The 19466-nt window shown below is 39.1% G+C and carries 17 protein-coding genes; 7 read left to right on the top strand and 10 right to left on the bottom strand.

What is annotated here, in order from left to right; all coding sequences use genetic code 11:
- Positions 1-93: 93 nt before the first annotated feature.
- A complete protein-coding gene (gene purN, locus FDF36_RS12800; protein ID WP_032537628.1) occupies positions 94-720 on the bottom strand; it encodes a phosphoribosylglycinamide formyltransferase in 627 nt (208 codons plus the stop codon).
- Positions 721-818: 98 nt separating this feature from the next.
- Between purN and FDF36_RS12795 the strand changes: the two genes are divergently transcribed.
- Genes FDF36_RS12795 through rnc form a run of 3 tightly spaced genes read left to right on the top strand, consistent with a single transcriptional unit; the run spans position 819 to position 3210 of the window.
- Entirely contained in the window at positions 819-1055 is a 237-nt protein-coding gene (locus FDF36_RS12795) for an acyl carrier protein (protein WP_220391575.1), read from the top strand.
- A 15-nt stretch (positions 1056-1070) separates the two neighbouring features.
- Complete coding sequence (gene fabF / locus FDF36_RS12790; protein ID WP_220391574.1) at positions 1071-2333, top strand: beta-ketoacyl-ACP synthase II; 1263 nt, start codon at positions 1071-1073, stop codon at positions 2331-2333.
- A gap of 4 nt (positions 2334-2337) precedes the next feature.
- The gene (gene rnc, locus FDF36_RS12785; RefSeq protein WP_220391573.1) at positions 2338-3210 is read left to right on the top strand and encodes a ribonuclease III; all 873 of its coding nucleotides are present in this window, start codon (positions 2338-2340) and stop codon (positions 3208-3210) included.
- Positions 3211-3228: 18 nt separating this feature from the next.
- On the opposite strand, the gene FDF36_RS12780 is transcribed toward rnc, so the two are convergent.
- Positions 3229-4239 carry an ATP-dependent 6-phosphofructokinase gene (locus tag FDF36_RS12780; RefSeq protein WP_009291360.1) on the bottom strand — a complete coding sequence of 337 codons (1011 nt, stop codon included), beginning with the start codon at positions 4237-4239 and terminating at the stop codon, positions 3229-3231.
- A gap of 169 nt (positions 4240-4408) precedes the next feature.
- Between FDF36_RS12780 and FDF36_RS12775 the strand changes: the two genes are divergently transcribed.
- Positions 4409-5920: a GH3 auxin-responsive promoter family protein gene (locus FDF36_RS12775; protein ID WP_220391572.1), complete on the top strand. Its 1512-nt coding sequence runs from the start codon at positions 4409-4411 to the stop codon at positions 5918-5920.
- Between the two features lie 55 nt (positions 5921-5975).
- Here FDF36_RS12775 and mnmA read toward each other — a convergent pair whose 3' ends face one another.
- On the bottom strand, positions 5976-7067 hold the full coding sequence (mnmA, locus tag FDF36_RS12770; protein ID WP_032541678.1) for a tRNA 2-thiouridine(34) synthase MnmA: 1092 nt from the start codon (positions 7065-7067) through the stop codon (positions 5976-5978).
- A 54-nt stretch (positions 7068-7121) separates the two neighbouring features.
- On the opposite strand from mnmA, the gene FDF36_RS12765 reads away from it, so the two are divergent.
- The gene (locus FDF36_RS12765) at positions 7122-10163 is read left to right on the top strand and encodes a DEAD/DEAH box helicase (protein WP_220391571.1); all 3042 of its coding nucleotides are present in this window, start codon (positions 7122-7124) and stop codon (positions 10161-10163) included.
- Between the two features lie 220 nt (positions 10164-10383).
- On the opposite strand, the gene FDF36_RS12760 is transcribed toward FDF36_RS12765, so the two are convergent.
- A complete protein-coding gene (locus tag FDF36_RS12760; protein WP_032541632.1) occupies positions 10384-11562 on the bottom strand; it encodes a 6-bladed beta-propeller in 1179 nt (392 codons plus the stop codon).
- A gap of 331 nt (positions 11563-11893) precedes the next feature.
- Between FDF36_RS12760 and FDF36_RS12755 the strand changes: the two genes are divergently transcribed.
- The gene (locus tag FDF36_RS12755; RefSeq protein WP_032530644.1) at positions 11894-12031 is read left to right on the top strand and encodes a transposase; all 138 of its coding nucleotides are present in this window, start codon (positions 11894-11896) and stop codon (positions 12029-12031) included.
- Between the two features lie 240 nt (positions 12032-12271).
- The gene (locus FDF36_RS12750; RefSeq protein ID WP_220391570.1) at positions 12272-13564 is read left to right on the top strand and encodes a retropepsin-like aspartic protease; all 1293 of its coding nucleotides are present in this window, start codon (positions 12272-12274) and stop codon (positions 13562-13564) included.
- A gap of 52 nt (positions 13565-13616) precedes the next feature.
- Here FDF36_RS12750 and FDF36_RS12745 read toward each other — a convergent pair whose 3' ends face one another.
- The 6 genes from FDF36_RS12745 to FDF36_RS12720 form a co-directional block, all read right to left on the bottom strand.
- A complete protein-coding gene (locus tag FDF36_RS12745; RefSeq protein ID WP_220391569.1) occupies positions 13617-14897 on the bottom strand; it encodes a Kelch repeat-containing protein in 1281 nt (426 codons plus the stop codon).
- A 165-nt stretch (positions 14898-15062) separates the two neighbouring features.
- Positions 15063-15932, bottom strand: coding sequence for a DUF1573 domain-containing protein (locus tag FDF36_RS12740; protein WP_220391568.1), 870 nt, complete (start codon positions 15930-15932; stop codon positions 15063-15065).
- A complete protein-coding gene (locus FDF36_RS12735; RefSeq protein ID WP_203463139.1) occupies positions 15929-17047 on the bottom strand; it encodes a 6-bladed beta-propeller in 1119 nt (372 codons plus the stop codon). Before FDF36_RS12735 ends, FDF36_RS12740 begins: the two co-directional genes overlap by 4 nt.
- A gap of 129 nt (positions 17048-17176) precedes the next feature.
- Entirely contained in the window at positions 17177-17443 is a 267-nt protein-coding gene (locus FDF36_RS12730) for an NVEALA domain-containing protein (protein ID WP_005779547.1), read from the bottom strand.
- A 224-nt stretch (positions 17444-17667) separates the two neighbouring features.
- On the bottom strand, positions 17668-17889 hold the full coding sequence (locus tag FDF36_RS12725; RefSeq protein ID WP_022011668.1) for an NVEALA domain-containing protein: 222 nt from the start codon (positions 17887-17889) through the stop codon (positions 17668-17670).
- 123 nt (positions 17890-18012) lie between these two features.
- Positions 18013-19404: a winged helix-turn-helix domain-containing protein gene (locus FDF36_RS12720; RefSeq protein WP_220391567.1), complete on the bottom strand. Its 1392-nt coding sequence runs from the start codon at positions 19402-19404 to the stop codon at positions 18013-18015.
- Between the last annotated feature and the right edge of the window lie 62 nt (positions 19405-19466).

The following is a 19466-nucleotide window of genomic DNA, read 5'->3' as shown; positions in this document are numbered from 1 at the left end:
TAAGAGGATATTAAATATCGCATGAGGCTGTAGTGAAAAAGTTTCGACACAACCTCATACGATACTATAAAACATTTCCTCAGAAAACCAGCTCTACAAGAAGGTATTTACGGTTTGTTCTATGATCCTGGGAAACCATTCATATTCCAATGCATGAACTTTTTTAGCCACTTCCGCAGGGGTATCTCCGGGAAGTACTGAACATTTAGCTTGAAAAATGATACTTCCCTCATCGTAATGCTCGTCTATATAATGTATAGTAATACCACTTTCGGACTCTCCTGCCATTACCACCGCCTCATGCACCCGATCGCCATACATCCCCTTTCCCCCAAACTTAGGTAAAAGAGCCGGATGAATATTTATAATTTTATTAGGATAAGCATGCAAAAGTGCATCCGGTATACGCAACAAGAAGCCGGCTAACACTATCAGGTCAATCTGATGTTCACGCAGCAAATCCAAAATGGATTCCGCAATTTCCCAATCAGACTTCGGGAAAGCCCTACAGGGCACTCCTAAACGATGTGCACGCTCCAAAACATGCGCGTCCTTCCTGTTAGAAAGAACTAATTTTACCCTGACTGAATCATTTCCCTCGAAATACCGGATAATGTTTTCAGCATTTGTACCAGAGCCGGAAGCAAAAATAGCGATGTTTTTCTCCATAATCAGACCTTTTAGTGCACAAAACAGTGAAAAATGTGCAAAAGATTGCATTTATTTAATCAAAAATTTGCGCAGGACGATAAATATTTATTCCTTTGCACCGCAAATTTAAAGAAATAAAACTAATTATTAATTAAAAACTTAAAGTTATGTCTGAAATTGCATCAAGAGTGAAAGCGATTATCGTCGATAAATTGGGCGTAGAAGAATCAGAAGTTACAGAAACAGCAAGCTTCACTAACGACCTGGGAGCTGATTCTCTTGACACTGTAGAACTTATCATGGAATTCGAAAAAGAATTCGGTATCTCTATTCCTGATGACCAGGCTGAAAAGATTGGCACAGTACAGGATGCTGTAACTTACATCGAAGAACACGCTAAGTAATTCGACTGCATAAGTATGGAATTAAAAAGAGTTGTAGTAACAGGTCTGGGCGCCATTACTCCTGTTGGCAATAGTGTCCCGGAATTCTGGGAGAACCTTGTGAACGGGGTTAGTGGAGCAGGACCTATTACTCATTTCGATGCATCACAATTCAAGACTCAATTTGCATGTGAAGTAAAAGACTTTGATGCAAGCAAATATATAGACCGCAAAGAGGCACGTAAAATGGATCGGTACACCCAACTTGCTGTAGCCGTAGCCAAAGAAGCTGTTGCCGACTCCGGCCTTGATATTGAAGTTGAGGACTTGAATAAAATTGGCGTTATATTCGGTGCTGGCATTGGTGGCATACAGACATTTGAAGACGAGGTAAGCAATTACGCACTTCATAAAGAAAACGGTCCTAAGTTCAATCCGTTCTTCATTCCTAAAATGATTTCAGATATTGCTTCCGGACAGATTTCAATCATGTATGGTTTCCACGGTCCGAACTACGCAACCTGCTCTGCATGTGCAACTTCTACTAACGCTATTGCCGATGCGTTCAACCTGATCCGTTTGGGTAAAGCAAACGTGATTGTATCCGGTGGTTCAGAAGCAGCTATCGCCGCGGCCGGTGTAGGAGGTTTCAACGCTATGCATGCATTGTCTACTCGTAACGACGAACCAGAATCTGCCTCTCGTCCGTTCAGCGCAAGCCGCGACGGCTTTGTAATGGGTGAAGGTGGAGGATGTTTGATTCTTGAAGAACTTGAACATGCAAAAGCCCGTGGCGCAAAAATATATGCAGAAGTAGCCGGTGTAGGTATGTCTGCTGACGCTCACCACCTGACAGCATCTCATCCGGAAGGACTTGGTGCAAAACTGGTGATGATGAATGCCCTGGAAGATGCAGAAATGGATCCTAAAGAAGTGGATTACATCAACGTTCATGGTACATCCACTCCGGTGGGTGATATATCGGAAGCCAAAGCAATCAAGGAAGTATTTGGCGAACATGCTTTTGAGTTGAATATCAGTTCAACCAAATCAATGACAGGTCACTTGTTGGGTGCTGCCGGTGCGGTAGAGTCTATTGCAAGTATCCTTGCCATTAAGAACGGCATCGTTCCTCCGACTATCAATCATGCCGAAGGTGATAACGACGAGAACATCGACTATAACCTTAATTTCACGTTCAACAAAGCACAGAAACGTGAAGTTAACGTTGCCCTTTCGAATACATTCGGATTTGGCGGTCACAATGCTTGTGTAATCTTCAAGAAATACGCTGAATAAAGTCGTGTTACGTAATAAAATAGATAAGATAAGGCTCCTGTTCTGTAAGGATAGAGAGTCTTATTTTTGTTTTTATCGCATACTTGGATTCTATCCACGCAACATCCGGCTATACGAGCAGGCTCTCCTGCATAAATCAACGGCAGTACGTTCGGACAAAGGACGCCCGTTGAACAACGAACGCCTGGAATTCCTTGGTGACGCCATTCTTGACGCCATTGTAGGAGATATTGTCTATCAACATTTCGAAGGTAAAAGAGAGGGATTCCTGACGAACACCCGCTCTAAAATCGTCCAGCGCGAAACCTTGAATAAACTCGCCGTCGAAATAGGCCTGGACAAACTTATCAAATATTCTACACGTTCTTCTTCCCACAACAGCTATATGTATGGGAATGCGTTCGAAGCTTTTATTGGAGCCATTTATCTTGACCGGGGATATGAATGTTGCAAACAGTTTATGCAGAAGAAAATCATCGAGCCCTATATAGATCTGGACAAACTCTCACGCAAAGAGGTGAACTTCAAGTCTAAACTGATTGAATGGAGCCAGAAAAACAAGATGGAAGTTTCTTTCGAACTAATAGAACAGTTCCTTGACAAAGAGAATAATCCTGTGTTTCAGACAGAAGTCCGGATTGAAGGCATACTCGGAGGAGCCGGTACAGGATACTCCAAAAAGGAATCACAACAGAATGCCGCACAGATGGCTCTCAAAAAAATCAAAGGGGATCCTGAGTTCATGGCAGGTGTACAAGAAGCCAAAGTACAGAATAATATCTCCACAGAAGATACACCCGACGATCCTGAAATAAACCAGACAGAGGAATCTCCGCAAGTTGATAAAATAACATCAACTGAAAATATCAGTATATAGTCTAAACACCTCCGATTATTATCCGAAGCATATTCCCATCCTGCGCCCTTGTACAACAAGGTCATGTTCTTCAGTCACTAATTTCAACTTTCCGGCTACTTCTTCTAATGCAACGGAAGATATTTCATCACCTTTCAATGCAATCATACGTCCAAACTGCCCATTAGCAATCAGCTCCGTTGCATGCCCTCCCATTCGGGTAGATAAGTTACGGTCGAAAGGTGTAGGTGAGCCACCGCGCTGAATATAGCCAAGCACCGTTTCACGCGTCTCAATACCTGTCTCATATTCAATTTCCTGGGCGATGTATTCGGCAGCACGCTTACGCCCATCAGTTTGGATACCTTCGGCAACGACCACAATCGAATAAGGTTTCCCCTTTTTTAAACGATTTAAAATTGTATCCCCTATATTTTTTATATTATAAGGTATCTCCGGAACCAGGATTACATCTCCTCCTCCTGCCATACCCGAGTATAGAGCAATCCATCCTGCTTTATGCCCCATCACTTCGATTACCATCACCCGCTTGTGAGAGCTTGCCGTAGAGTGAAGCCGGTCGATAGCATCTGTAGCAATGCTCACTGCCGAATCGAATCCGAAAGAGATATCCGTACCCCAGATATCATTATCAATCGTCTTAGGAACAGAAACGATATTAATTCCCATCGCTGCAAATTTTGCGGCAGTCTTTTGCGTACCATTTCCACCGATACACACCACGCAATCAAGTCCCAATTCAGCAATATTACGTTGTATCAGCGCCGGTTTATCCACATCCGAAATAATACCTTGCTTACGGAACGGCTTCTCGCGTGAAGTTCCCAACATAGTACCACCCAGGTTTAACAATCCGGACAAGGATTTTTCAGTAAACGATTCTATCTCTTTCGTCAGCAATCCCTGAAAACCACTGTGAATCCCCACAACTTCCATTCCATAATGATTAATGGCCGTTTTGCATACCCCACGAATTGTAGCGTTTATACCGGGGCAATCGCCGCCTGATGTAAGAATTCCAATCTTCATTGCTGCTCTTTTTTTATTGAATATTACGTATTTAAAAGAAAAAAGCTACTCTATTACATACAAAAGCATGACATATCTTCACTTTTAACTATTATTTCCGTCGTAAAGATAGAAAAAAAAGATAATTAAGGCTATTTTTGCACGACTAAACATTATATGTTAAAGAGCAATGAATATTACAAAGATTATAAGCAAAGTTTTTGATTCCCGTTTAAAAGCCATAGATCTTTACGATACACAAGCCGGAGAAATACAACACCGGGTATTGAGTCGTCTGGTAAAACAGGCAGAGAATACCGAATGGGGAAAAAAGTATGATTATAAATCTATCCGCAACTACGAAGACTTTAAAAACCGACTCCCCATACAAACCTACGAAGAAGTAAAGCCCTATGTGGAACGTCTCCGTGCAGGCGAACAAAACCTATTGTGGCCTTCAGAAATACGCTGGTTTGCAAAATCCTCGGGCACCACAAACGATAAAAGCAAGTTTCTTCCGGTTAGCAAAGAGGCCTTGCAGGATATTCATTACCGGGGAGGAAAAGACGCGGCCGCAATCTACTTCCGCATGAATCCCGACAGCCGTTTTTTTTCCGGTAAAGGACTGATTCTGGGAGGCAGCCATAGTCCGAACCTGAACTCCAACCATAGTCTGGTAGGTGACCTTTCAGCCATATTGATCCAGAATGTAAGTCCGCTGATCAACCTGATACGTGTGCCAAGCAAGCAAATAGCATTAATGGACGAATGGGAAACCAAAATTGAAGCTATCGCCAACAGCACCATACCGGTGGATGTAACCAATCTTTCGGGTGTTCCTTCCTGGATGCTGGTCTTAATCAAACGTATTCTTGAAAAAACAGGCAAGCAGACCTTGGAAGAAGTATGGCCCAATCTGGAAGTATTCTTCCATGGAGGCGTCGCTTTTACCCCTTACCGTGAACAATATAAGCAAGTCATTCATTCTTCTAAAATGCATTATGTCGAAACCTACAATGCATCGGAAGGATATTTCGGGACACAAAACGATTTCTCCGACCCATCTATGTTATTGATGATTGACTATGGTATTTTCTACGAATTTATTCCTTTGGAGGATGTGGAAAAAGAGAATCCCCGCACCTATTGCCTTGAAGAAGTAGAGCTAAATAAAAATTATGCTATGGTGATCTCCACTTCCTGCGGATTATGGCGGTACATGATCGGAGATACTGTGAAATTCACCAGAAAGAATCCGTATAAGTTCGTCATTACAGGACGTACCAAGCACTTCATCAATGCTTTTGGTGAAGAGCTGATCGTAGATAATGCAGAAAAAGGGCTTGCCAAAGCATGTGCTGAAACTGGTGCCCAAGTCAGCGAATATTCCGCTGCCCCCGTATTTATGGATGAAAATGCCAAATGCCGTCATCAATGGCTTATTGAGTTTGCCAAAATGCCCGATTCCATCGAAAGATTTGCGGCGGTACTGGACACTACACTGAAAGAAGTAAACTCCGACTACGAAGCAAAACGATGGAAAGATATCGCTCTCCAACCATTGGAAGTGATTGTCGCACGCAAAGGACTTTTCCATGACTGGTTAGCTCAAAAAGGGAAATTAGGTGGTCAGCATAAAGTACCGAGACTCAGCAATACAAGAGACTACATTGAAGAAATGATTGCTTTGAATAAACAATAAACAATGAACGATAAACGATGAACGATGAATGGGCTGTGTGCTATCCGCATACGATTCATCGTTCATCATCCATCGTTATAATCCCTCCTCCCAACAACAAACCATCCTTATAGAAAGCGGCTGCTTGTCCTTCTGCAATGGCGGACAAAGGTTCGTGTAGTTGTATATGCAATAATCCCTCCGGAGTGATTGTGACAGAACAATGGTTTTCCTGTTTCCTATAACGTATTCTCACAATAATATCATCATAGCCCAGCAGGCGGGATTCGTTGATTATATTCCAGTCTTTCAACCACATCTCTGACTTTTCAAGGGACTTTAAAGGAGCCAATATCACTTCATTGGTTTCAGGATGGATCTCCTTTACAAAAACAGCACGGTTCAGTTGGATGCCTAACCCCCTGCGTTGCCCTATAGTATAAAAAGGATATCCCTCATGCCAGGCAATAAAATTGCCGCTTTCATCGAGGAATCTGCCTTTGCCCACTTCCCGGATTATTTTATTGCTCCTGTCGCCTCCCGCATCGCAAAGATGCTTTTTCAGAAAACTACGGTAATCAAGTGGACAGAAACAAACCCCGATGCTATCTTTCTTTTTTGAAACTTTCTCAAAACCTCTTCCGGCAGCATAAGCACGTGCTTCAGGTTTAGTCATCTCACCCATCGGAAGCAACATACGTTGCAAAATATCCTGTTTTAATCCCCACAGAAAAAATGACTGGTCTTTATCCGGATCTGCGGCAAGCGTAATATAATAGCTTCCGTCCATCCATTTCTTTCTCACATAATGACCGGTAGCTAAATAGAAAATACCCATTTCATCGGCAATCTTGGCCAACAAAGGCCATTTTAACCAGTTGTTGCAAAGAGTACAGGGGACCGGAGTATGTCCGGCCATATATTCATCGATAAAGTAATCAACAATTTTCTTCCGGAAAATCTCGCGCGCATCATAAGTGATGTGTTCGATACCTAAGCGAGTTGCTAATGCACGGGCATCTTCCAAGTATTCCGTAGAATCATTAAACTCATAGAAACGAAAGGTAACTCCCGTTACTTCATAACCGGCTTCAAGTAATAGCATGGCAGCCACAGAGCTATCCGTACCACCGCTCATTCCCAATAAGACTCGTTTGTTTTCCTCCATCATACCGCAAAATTACATAAAATCCCGTATCTTTGACCTTCCAAACCGGACAGAATGAAAAAAGCACTTTCCACCAACCAAGTTGTCATTGTACTCGTAGAGCACCCTGTTCTGGGGATATTACTCATCCCCTACACTGTCAGCCGAACCCCTGACAACACGTTGGAAGTGATCGAACAAGCTTTCCATGCCTCTCCCGATGCGATCAAAAAAATGAATGAAGCAGAACAAAAAGCCATTGACATTGCTTCTCATTATACTGAAAAATATCTGATGGGAGTCTATTCCCGTGAAAAAACAGTCCCTAAATTCCTCCGCAAACTGGCCGAGGACAATAACAAACTTAAAGAACAAATCCGTCCTTTCATAGAGAAAAAACTGTTGGAGATGTTAGAACTGATACGCACCAGACAACTTCCGTTTTATCAGAAACCAAGTGGAAGCAAGCAACTCTATGAACACCATGCATACCGTGTCCATCCCCACGATTTAGAAGCCCATTTCTCTTTTAAAGTAACCGAGGAACATTTCAGCTATCAACTGCAATGCTACTATGACGACCTGCCGGTTTCACTGATGGAACAAAAACCTGTCACTGTCCTCACCTCCAATCCTGCCACCTTATTGCTGGGTATGGATTTATTTACTGTCCCCCATATTGAAGCTTCACGCTTACTGCCTTTCACCAAGAAAGAACGTATCAGCGTGGACGCTTCATTGACTGAAAAATACATAGACAATATCATGATTCCCCTTGCATATTACCATGAAATCAATATTCAAGGAGTCAAAGTGATCAGAGAAAGACGTCCGTGTGATGCTTATCTCTACCTTGAAGATACAATCTATAATGATACTTTGTTACGGCTTGATTTTCGTTATGGAGACCGGACTTTTTCACCTCATGGTTCCGATGGAATCAAGAAAATCATCTTCCAGGGGCAAGAGAATGGACAAACTGTCATCCACTATTTCCAACGTAACTCAGCTGCCGAGAAGCAGGCAATCCGTCTGCTTCAAAAAGCCGGATTACAATGTGTCAGTGATTCCCATTTCAAACTATCGCCTATCGCTCCCGAAAAAAACATTACCGAGTGGGTCAGCCGTCACCGGGAAATGCTACTGGAAAAGTTTATCTTATCAAGTGATACGCACAAGAAGCCATACTATCTTCCGGATATCCGGATAGAACAGGATTACGAAGATGGCCCCGACTGGTTCGAATTACATATCAATGTCGTCATAGACAATCAGAAAATTCCCTTTAGCCGATTCCGCAAAAATATACTGGACAACAACAGGGAATATCCCCTCTCTGACGGACGCATTATCCTCCTCCCCGAAGAATGGTTCACCAAATACGCCAATCTGCTTGAGATAGGTAAAGAATCAGGTAAGAACATCCGACTGAAGCGTCCTTTTGTGGGTGTAATAAAATCGATCCTGGAAAAAGGTCCAGGTATAGCAACCGGTGTCCGATTGGAGAAACCAATCCCTGTACCTGCAGGACTCAAGGCCAATCTTCGCCCCTATCAGCAGAAAGGTTTCTCATGGATGGCAAACCTATACCTCGAAAGATTCGAAGGATGTCTGGCCGATGATATGGGCCTTGGAAAGACCTTGCAAACCCTTACACTTTTACAATACATCTACAAACCGGGAACAGCCGCCTCAACAAATCAGGAAACAAACAGCCTGGAAGAGAAAGAAAATACTCAAGGCTCTCCTGTGCAAAAGGAAGCTTTCTTCGATGAAAAGGGACAGTTATCACTTTTTCCGGTAAAAACCGAAGCCCCCAACGCCTCCCGAAGCGGACAAAACGATTTGCAATGTGCTGTACTAAATCAAAAGAAAAGCCAGACACCACGCCTGCATGCCACCCTTATTGTTGTGCCCACCTCGCTTTTGCATAATTGGAAACGGGAAGCATCCCGTTTTACCAGCCTGTCAATGACGGAATATAACGGAAACTCCGCCAATGAAATCAATCGCTTGTCAAAGCACTTCGACCAATATCATCTGGTCTTTACCACTTATGGCACGATGCGCAATAATATTGCGACTTTATCCCAATATAAGTTTGAGTACATAGTTCTCGATGAAAGTCAAAACATAAAAAACAGCGAATCACTTACATTCCGTTCAGCGATACAATTACAAAGTAAACACAGGCTAATTCTGACAGGAACTCCTATTGAGAATTCCCTGAAGGATCTTTGGGCACAGTTTCATTTTCTACAGCCTGAACTTTTAGGAAACGAGACAGCGTTCAGCAAACAGTTCATCAACGCCATCCGTCAAGGTGACGAACGGATGAAGTTTCGTCTACGACAACTCATTTCCCCATTTATACTACGCAGAAGCAAGCAGGAAGTAGCTCCGGAACTACCGTCATTAACCGAAGAAGTGATTTATTGCGACATGGCAAAGAAACAGAACGAGCTCTACCAACATGAAAAGAACAGTCTCCGGAACATTCTGCTGGAACAGACCGCAGAGAAGGGTCAGCAACCGCTCATAGTACTCAACGGGATTCTCCGTTTAAGGCAACTCGCTTGCCATCCGCAGATGATTTTACCCGGTTTCATCGGTGAATCCGGTAAACTAAACCTGATTATAGAGACCTTCGAAACACTCCGGAGCGAAGGCCATAAGGTATTGATTTTTTCTTCTTTCGTTAAACATCTGGAGTTGGTGGCCGATGAGTTTCGTAAACGTCAATGGGATTATGCTCTTCTAACAGGCTCTTCTACCAATCGCCCGGAAGAGATTGCACGCTTTAGCCGTGACCCCAGGATACAAGCTTTCCTTATCTCACTAAAAGCCGGAGGAGTGGGCCTCAACCTGACACAAGCAGACTATGTGTTCATCATCGATCCCTGGTGGAACCCGGCAGCCGAAGCACAGGCCATTGCCCGCGCGCACCGTATCGGACAAGACAAACAAGTAATTGCCTACCGTTTCATCACGCAAGGAAGCATAGAAGAGAAAATCATACAGCTACAAGAGGAAAAACGAAAACTGGCGGAAACTTTCATCACAGAAACAGATCAGCTCCCCACACTAACCAACCAGGAGTGGGCGGGACTTTTGTAAACTTCCCCCTCTATTAAATATTTAATAATGAGTATTATCGCTGAGTGCGCTACGAGAAAAGTCATTGTTTTGTAGTTTGAAGACTTGTTGGCAATTACTAAAATATTGTATTGATCTTGGTACGACATGTAATATCATCTCTTCATGTAGTCCAGGCTTATCTGTAACTCTTTTTACAAATCACTCAATATTGAAAACAACCCCAGAAGGTGTGTTTTTATCAATAAAAATCCGCAAACACAAAAACATTATTACTTTCCTCATCTTCAAGAAGTGAAGCAACCTGTTCTTTGAGTTTACCGCTGAGCTTGTTTTTGTAATATGCTTCTTCGAGTTCAGCAAAATCCAGTTCAAAGTGGTATGCATGTTCATAATAATTTAAAAGCCGGGGATTGATATACAACTCTTTTCCTTCAAAATCGGAAAGAGTTATTTTTGGGCGAAACAGTTCTCCTGTTGCTTTGTTGCGCATATAATACTTTGGTGTCGGAGATTTCGCTGTTTCCCGATAAGGGTAAACCGCTATAAACTGATATTTTCCCGCATCCATGCAGATATCCATAACCGTCATTGAGGTTTGACTGCTCAATATTGGTTTTTTGTGCATATATGGAGTTAAACGCTTTTCTTTGCTGTAATGAAAAACGGTGTCGGATTCAGGATTGTATAAAAGTAATCCGTCAGCCGACTTTCTCACACGTCCGTAACTCACCTGACCAGTAAATACACTGTTCAAATCTTTATAACTCAGATCTATATTTTTGTTTGGTAGTGAGATATAATCCAGCACTGTACCATCCAATTTAGAAATAAGAAAGAAAGCTGAATCAATGGTTTGTACTATATCTGGGGCATTGCTTTGCATGATAGATTTCCACAATTTCGTGTTATCATACACCAATATGGACACATCGTCAAACAAAGCCATTTGTCCGTTAACATTCGTCTGAGGTAAATTTATTTTCCTTTTGAATTCACCCAATGATGAATAGACCATAATATGATCGCTAAAGTCGGGCGAAACAAACACTTCATCATTTGCTTCGTCATACATTACCGAATATGCATCTCTGTATTCTTCCGATCCCTGTCCCCTACGGTTAAAATGTGATTTGGGATTTCCCTCTTTTGAGAAAAACAGCACGCTGTTCTGAGAGCGGTCTATAACAATAATATTGTTTTCGGTTACATAATCAATGCTGCCTTTATAGAGATAATCATCATTTTTCGAATTGAGGTACAGATAAGAGACATCCGCAATATCGGTGAGCTCAATTTTCTTTTCGGGATATTCTTTGGTGACATCAATAAATGCCAGTTTCTCTTGCAGTTCCTTATTAGAGGTGCAACTTGCAATTACAAGTGATAAGACTAAATAAAATACTTTTCTCATATTCATGATCTTCAATTTTAATTAATTAACAGAGCCTTATCATCCGCCAAAATAGATGATAAGCATTTAATAAAGAGTAAGTTGTCTATTATGGACAACAAACAGACTCTGAATTAACTTTGCAACAATGTAGATTGCCATTAGAACACCTGAATACATACGGATAACCATCTGGGCACAACGAAGACCCGCTTCCCCCGAAAATCACCTTCATTTCCAGACCTTCCAATACTACTGCATTTTGCAGTTTGTTTAGAGGCAGTAAAGAAAATTCCTAACAAAGTTTCCATATCAGTCTGATAGTTGCTTTCTTTGAAGTGACCAAACTTAAAAAAAGATGTATCAAACTGATTTAACGAAAACAGAGTGGCAATATATAACAAAAGTGTTGAACCCGCAAGCAAGAAAGCGAAAATATGATTTACGAATGATTTGGAATGCAATCTTTTATTTAGTGAAGACCGGTTGTCAATGACGTATGCTCCCTCTTGACTTGTTGTTAGAGAAACTACGTGGATATGTACTTGTAAAACGGGGTCAAAATATGGAACCAAGTGTAGAACGATATTTCTTGATAAAAAGAAAACCAAATTAATATTCTACCAAATTAATTTAAAATACTTCAAGCACCTTAAACAAGATTAACAAATTTTGGAAAAGAATATTTGCTATCATCTATAAGACTTACCATATTTGTAAACAACACCATAATATTATGAAAAGAACAAGCTTGATTTTAGTAATTCTGAGTCTATGTTTTTCATCATATGCTCAATATACTGATCAAAAAGTTGCAGATTTGATCAACACGTACGATTATTTGGAACTAAAAAGGGTCTATCCTACTATAAAGGATAGTTTAGCATATCCAATGATAGGATTAATGGCTGAAGCTGGTATAAATTGCGCATTTAATCAACCACATGAGGCTATAAGCCTACTTGATTCTTTATTAAATAACTATTCAGCAGATTTGGGTTCATCTGCGGTTATAGCTTATACAATAATAAAGGCGGAACAATTATCTAAAATAGGAAAATATAAAGAGGCTGCTGAAACTCTAAAAAAAGTGAACGACTACGATAAAGACACAGAAATGCAGACAATGATATATAATTACTACAAAGGGTACAAAAATCTAAGCAATACGCCTAAGAGCGAAGTCATAAGACAATCTCCTAACTCTGAAGTTATTATAGACATGATTACAGACATAAAAGGTGCAAACCACTATTGGTACATTCCAGTAGAAATAAATGGAACAAAAGAACCTTTTATATTTGATACCGGAGCAGCAATTCATATGGTTTCGACCTCATTTGCAAAAAAGCACCACATAAAGGTTGTAGCAGACTCCATGTCCATAACAGGTATATCAGGTGACATTGTCTATTCAAAAGTGGGAGTTGTAGATACACTCAGAATAGGTAATATTACCTACACTAATGTAAAAGTTAATATACTTGACAATATTTTTCCCAAAACAGATTCGTTGGTATATACTATGGAAGCTGTATTAGGTAATCCTTTCATGGAAGTTATAGGTCAAACAATAATATACCCTAAAGAACAGAAAATAATATTCCCACCTCTTTCACAAGATTTAAATATCCAAAAACGACCTTCTAATATGATTAATTTCATGGGTAGTGTTGGAGTAGAAGCTTTCTATAATAATCTTCGTTTACTTTTATTCTGTGATACAGGTATGACTATGGAAGGATATATTAATTATGATTTCTATCAACAAAACAAAGATAAATTGGGAGAGCTAAAACTTAAAGAAGATTCTGTCAAGGCTGGTGGAATAAGTGGATTTATAGTTAATAAAAGCTATTCAATAGCTGATTTCTCTTTAATTATTGATAAACACAAAACAAATATGCATAAGTTTTCTATCATGAAGAATGCTAATGGCAAATACAATGGCTATTTAGGAGTTGACTATTTCAAAAATTGCAAAGAGATACTTTTAGATTTTAAAAATATGATAATAATGGTAGAATAAGAAAAAACAATAAAGTTCAGTTTCTATACAATAGACAGGATTCACCGAATGCTTACCTTTTATTGTTATAATAATAATCGATTTCTGTTTTATCAAATTCTTTCAGATCAATACTATATACATTGCGCGAGGGATCTCCCATATAAAATCCTCCCAAAATATATAATTTCCCATCAAAGTAATACAAAGCTGGAGATTTCAATTTCAGATCTATCATATACGAACGAACTTGCCTGCTTTTTATATTGAACGTCTGCACAACACCTTGTTCAAAAATATAAATTATATCATTATGATAAGCTAAACTGGGCCAGCCAAGCCGATATAACAAATGTCCGGCATTGGTCCATGCGCCTGTCAATAAGTTATAACATTCAAGACTCCGTCCGCCACCGTTACTATTTCCGATTAAATAAATACAATGATCAACCAGAATTGCATCAGGAGCTTGCCTAATCGGCATTTTTCCCAACTCATACCAGTAGCCGGATTTTAAATTCCATAAATGCATTTCATCCGAATAGACTCCTTCATTATTTTGCAAAACCTTTTTAACACCGCCTAAAACAATCATATTATCTTTATACACAACGGATCCCAATAAAGTCGCTTGATGCGGATTAGTATAATCTGTCCAGACGGTATCACGCTTAATATCATATATTTCTATTGCATTATCCAGATAATCAACAATTCTGGTTTCAGACAATCTCTTTCCCCCTAAAATAAAAATTTTTCCATCATAATAACCCGCCGTATGATATGCCCTTTCTCTAAACTTATGCCTGATCGTCTCCCACTTATCTTGCTTGATATCATATCTATACATCATGTTACTATATTTTTCCCAAAATAGAGTAGAACGTATATAATTCTGAAAGGGACCGCACGACGTACTCCCTCCTACAATATAAATCTGCCCATCTACCAAGACCGAAGCAAACGAATAGACTCCTCTTTTCAATGGAGACAATATTTCATAATGCAAAAAGCGATTTAAATGCCTATTGCTAAAAATAGATACTTCTTCCAAAACCCGATTATTCTCTATCAAAAAAACGGTACATCTATTTTTAATTAAATCACCATAAGACAATTTCTTGTGCAAATAATTAATATGAGAAAAATATAAAGTATCATTCAATGACAACGAATCATATTTCTCTAATGAGAACACCCCCTTTTCATCACTGATAGCTATGACTCTCCTATCTTTCAAACAGATATATACATTTGAAAGAGGAATGCTATCCTTTTCACTCACGACACACGCTCTGTCCTGGGCTTTCCCAGTTACATAGCAAAAAAGGAATATTAAAAACAGACTTCTCATATAACAAATATTAAATAAAAATCAACCTTAAGCCATAACATTAATAGGTTCCAATGCAATGATCCAAGGTTGACTACCTATATTTAGCAACATATATTCAAGCTAAGGGGACATATACAAATACCTGTCAACAAAGATTCAAAAGTACTAAATATAAACATTAAATTATTCAGCATTTCCAGTTATCTTTAACTCCAAAGGAGAAGCGGAAGCATTGCAATATAGTATAATAGTTTTATTAAAGTGTTCCGGATGATCCGCTTTATAAGTTACTTTAACTGCTAAAGACTTTCCGGGCTGAACGGGTTCTTTGGAGTATTCAACAGAAGTACATCCGCAAGATGTCTTATTATCATAAACGACCAAATTATTATCACCAATATTGTGTATCTCAAAAGTTATATGCTGCTCTCGCCTCCAATCAAAACTCCCCAAATCAACCATATCTTTCTCTATTTTTATCACAGTTCGCATATTTGAAAGAGAATCTCCATCTATTCCTCCTGAAATAAGATGGATATAGAGTTCTCTTACATCGTAATTATGGACCGGATTTCCTATCGCAATTACATGATTGTTTTTATCTAATAAAAAAGTTTGAAAATTTAGCTGTGAAGGAAACTTATTCACTTTATTAAAAGTATCTTCCGTATCCATACAAACAGGATAATCAAAACGATTTTGTTTTAACACAGACCTCATCTCGCGAACATTAGCAGGATGAAGAAAAAAAAGAACCGGTATTTGATAGCCTACTATAGAATCCGCATATTTCATAAAATCCTTCCATTTAGGCAATTGCAATTTACAACTGGAACAACCCAACGAATCGACATAGGTCACGATCTTATAATCCGAAGCAGGGATTTTAAAATCGACAGGAGTTTTTCCATATAGCGTAAAACTAAGATTTGTCGGAAATAGTACCTCCTTCCCATTCCAATTTTTAACAAGTTCTTCAAGCTTTTCCTTCTCGGTCTGCTGACATGAGATTAGAAAGAGAAAGCAACCCAGTATAAATATAAAATTTTTCATTTAAAATAAAATTTGATTAAACAGGGATTATCATCTTCTAAACGCTCTTCCAGCTTCTGATATTCCTCTGGAGGAAGCACTTTTTCATAGTTTGGAAAGTCTTCATTGAAAACAATACAAGTCAGGAAATCTTCATTAAAAGCTAAAGGTTCAAAATGAATGCCTTCTGTTGTTTTTTCAAAAAAGAAACTCTTACCGTCTTCCTTCCGATAAAATAGATTTTTCGAATGCTTAAGCCCGAACACCAACATGATATAATAGAATTTATCATTCTGATATTGATCGCATAAAAAATAAGGCACAGTAGAATCACGTAAATACTGCAACATTAATTTATATTCTTCAACCTTTTTATCCTCTAATAAAGTGAATCCATACTCCTTTAAATCAAGATTATCTTTTCCAAAATCCCAACGGTATGCAACCCGTAAGCTATCTGTCCTTACTTCATATACTTCATTTTGATAAGGATTGGAAAAATATACTTTATGTTCATAATTATAAAAAGGTTTAGAATTCAGAGTAGTGAGAACGGGAGGGACATGCCAAAATTCTTTCACATTCTTGAAAGACTCTTTAGAAATGACGCTGATACAATTATCATTCTCAGAAGCAGGTAATGTCCATGTAACGAAATACTTACTCTCCAGTTCCTCTACCAATTGATAATTAGACCTCGTTGGCAGTTCTATTTCTTTTATGAATTTTCCATCCAGAGAATACACATAAAGAGAGCCAAATGGAGATAGCATATACACTGCATTTTCTTTTTCTTTAATAACGGCATCGTATATTTCACGATACTCTCCGGGGCCTTGTCCCTTTTTACCTATTTTATGCAAAAGATGCCCTTCTTCATCAAAAGAAAACACAGCCGGAACCCCTTCATCGACAATATAATATCTGTTATCTTTTACAATAACTTTTACAGGCCTTACAAGAAAGGAACTATCATTGGTTTCCAATGGAATGACAGATATTTTAGAAAATAATTCTTCCGTTGCAACAGGGCGTTCAACCAAATCGACATGTAATACTTCACAGTCGGTTTTATCTCCAGTGCTTTTACATGAAAAAAGTATAAACAAGAGAAGTGTTAACAAGATATTCTTCATAACTTTATTAGATTAGATTAACAATACAAGAAGTTATACCAAGAAAATTGTAGTAATCATCTCCTCTCCTGTATTTTAAAAAAAGAAATGAAGAAACTCTAAACTTTTGGTATAACTTCTTCTTAATAGTTAGCAGGTGCAAGAATATGTTTGACTACCGTCAAAATGACAGTTTCCCCACTTATCATAAACCTTGTAGCAACGTCCTACTCCATCAGAACACGTACGGGAGCAAGTGATAGTAGCACCACCCTCAGTATCGCCTGCCAATGCTTCGACATTAGCCATCACCAAGTCTGAAACTATTTTCTCTGCTCTCTGTGACTGATATATATTGTAGCCTGCAAAAGTTGCGACTACAGCGACTATCAGAGCCGCAAAAATCTTCTTACTCATAATCTACATGTTTTTTATGAGGTTAGTAATTCATTCATTTGTCGTGTCTCTATTTCGGGGAGCCACCCACCCGCAGAAAAAGTAAATGATGCACCTACTGATTCTTACTTAAATTCATTACCTTTGTGGACCTCCTTTCTTTTGAAGGTTTTTCCGGGAGTGGACGATTCTAAACTTTTCCAGAGCATGCATCGTTCCACTCCCTTCCCAACCCAATTAAATATTTAATATCCCTTAAATATATACTTCACACCACTATGATTAACAGGACAATCCAAAGAGCCTACACCTATACAAGAAATATGTGTATATTCCTCACCTTCAGCCAATGCTTCAACATTCTGTAATGACAAAGAATCCAACTTATAAGATTGCTCTCTGAAATACGAGAATACAGCCAATACGAAAATGGCAAAACAGCCAATTGCTTTTAAATACTTTTTCATATACTCGGTTGTTTTAGTAACACATAACAAATATAGACGATTTTTTCTGTCTATTAAGAAAACGTTCCTTACTAAAACTTACAAGTTGAAAATCAATAAAATGCCCCCTTACCAGAACTTATATCAAAAGAGTTCTCTCTGCGAGAAGTCATCACTCTTCTTAGGCAGCACCAACTGATACCCACCTTCATTTTCCATTTTTATGATAACACGAGTAGGCACTAAAGCTTTACGCAAACGAGAAACAGCCGTCCATAAACGATTCTTATCCTTTCGACGATCAGCCCACATCATTTCAAGCAGTTCTTCATATGATAGTTTATTTTCAGAGGCCTCTAAAAAAAGGAGTAAAAGCCGGCTACCCTGAGCATCCAGTTTTATCCGGTTTCCGGCACAATCCAAAATATGATTTCGAGGATCAAAAGTCAACCCTGAACAGAGTTTATAAATGACTAATTCTTCACCAAACATTTCTTTTATTTTTCTCAGTTCTGCTATTTGCAGTTCGCATGCAGCCAACTTTTGTTGAAGCTCTCCCCGGTCTATCTTTTCCTTTTCCAATTTATCGGAAAGCATCGTTATTTGGAGCATACCCTCTTGACATTCCTTTGCAAGAATACTTTGCTGTTCTTTGCTACGTTTCTTCTCTACTGACAATACTTCAATCTGAGCTTCTTTTTGTTTATGCTTCTCCCGTAGATCACTCAGTTCTCTTATCCGCATTTTTTCTTCTTGTTGAAGCAAATTCAATTGTTGTTCATATTGCCTGCGTTTCTCTTCTAAATCTTGATACCGCTCTCTGTCCTTCTCCAGCCTTTCCTTTAGAAGCTCTTCTTCAACCTCCGAATCAGACAAACGTTTTTTCACCTTATACACATAGTAGAAAAAAGCAATAAGTATAAAAGTCACTCCAACAATAAGGACAAATGAAGAAGAAGAGTATCGAATCACCGACCAACAAGTAGAAGATAAAAAACCGGCAACCTCTACCTCACACTCGTTCCCGACATAGGCAATCCAAATGGGCGATACAAAACAATCATTGCCACAACTCCCTTCAGAACGAATACATTTACTTGAATCGACAGTAACTACCTGTACAGAGGTTTTAGCGACAATATGCCGCATTCTCAAACTATCTGCCCAAATCCGATTCAAAGTATCAGCAGAAAGCTGCTTCTCCATACAAACAACAGAATGCAAAGAACGCTCATTAAAATCAGAAGATATATTTTTCAAATCCTTTTTTACATCTACAACATAATCTTTTGTACCAAACTCAGTTTTCACAGAAAGTCTGGTCCAAGGAGCCGTTGCACCCGATACATTCATAGACACACATGGTAGATCCAGTTCCCTTTCCATTCGCAGCATTTCACCTTTTAATGCCTGTATGAATAGATTTTTTGATTCCACACGCATCATCTCATTACTTCTCTGATAGAAATAACAACCTATTAATAAAGCTACCAATAGTGTCCCTCCAATACCCCAAATTAGTTTTATCGGCCTCATATCTAATTCTCTATTTATACAAATATCGTGTATTTATTTCTGATTTTAAAGAAAATAAAGAA

The organism is Bacteroides fragilis (genome assembly GCF_019583405.1).
Classification (GTDB): Bacteria; Bacteroidota; Bacteroidia; order Bacteroidales; family Bacteroidaceae; genus Bacteroides; species Bacteroides fragilis_B.
Note: the sequence above shows the minus strand (reverse complement) of the source record. Positions and strands in the feature narration are given on the sequence as shown.

Excerpts from the sequence above, each read along its gene's own strand:
- FDF36_RS12720 (WP_220391567.1), bottom strand. The coding sequence starts at position 19,404 with ATGAGGCCGATAAAACTAATTTGGGGTATTGGAGGGACACTATTGGTA.
- FDF36_RS12780 (WP_009291360.1), bottom strand. The coding sequence starts at position 4,239 with ATGAAGATTGGAATTCTTACATCAGGCGGCGATTGCCCCGGTATAAAC.
- FDF36_RS12760 (WP_032541632.1), bottom strand. The coding sequence starts at position 11,562 with ATGAATATGAGAAAAGTATTTTATTTAGTCTTATCACTTGTAATTGCA.
- FDF36_RS12750 (WP_220391570.1), top strand. The coding sequence starts at position 12,272 with ATGAAAAGAACAAGCTTGATTTTAGTAATTCTGAGTCTATGTTTTTCA.
- FDF36_RS12775 (WP_220391572.1), top strand. The coding sequence starts at position 4,409 with ATGAATATTACAAAGATTATAAGCAAAGTTTTTGATTCCCGTTTAAAA.
- FDF36_RS12725 (WP_022011668.1), bottom strand. The coding sequence starts at position 17,889 with ATGAAAAAGTATTTAAAAGCAATTGGCTGTTTTGCCATTTTCGTATTG.
- fabF (WP_220391574.1), top strand. The coding sequence starts at position 1,071 with ATGGAATTAAAAAGAGTTGTAGTAACAGGTCTGGGCGCCATTACTCCT.
- FDF36_RS12730 (WP_005779547.1), bottom strand. The coding sequence starts at position 17,443 with ATGAGTAAGAAGATTTTTGCGGCTCTGATAGTCGCTGTAGTCGCAACT.
- FDF36_RS12795 (WP_220391575.1), top strand. The coding sequence starts at position 819 with ATGTCTGAAATTGCATCAAGAGTGAAAGCGATTATCGTCGATAAATTG.
- purN (WP_032537628.1), bottom strand. The coding sequence starts at position 720 with ATGCAATCTTTTGCACATTTTTCACTGTTTTGTGCACTAAAAGGTCTG.
- FDF36_RS12745 (WP_220391569.1), bottom strand. The coding sequence starts at position 14,897 with ATGAGAAGTCTGTTTTTAATATTCCTTTTTTGCTATGTAACTGGGAAA.
- FDF36_RS12765 (WP_220391571.1), top strand. The coding sequence starts at position 7,122 with ATGAAAAAAGCACTTTCCACCAACCAAGTTGTCATTGTACTCGTAGAG.
- FDF36_RS12735 (WP_203463139.1), bottom strand. The coding sequence starts at position 17,047 with ATGAAGAATATCTTGTTAACACTTCTCTTGTTTATACTTTTTTCATGT.
- FDF36_RS12755 (WP_032530644.1), top strand. The coding sequence starts at position 11,894 with ATGTATCAAACTGATTTAACGAAAACAGAGTGGCAATATATAACAAAA.
- mnmA (WP_032541678.1), bottom strand. The coding sequence starts at position 7,067 with ATGGAGGAAAACAAACGAGTCTTATTGGGAATGAGCGGTGGTACGGAT.
- FDF36_RS12740 (WP_220391568.1), bottom strand. The coding sequence starts at position 15,932 with ATGAAAAATTTTATATTTATACTGGGTTGCTTTCTCTTTCTAATCTCA.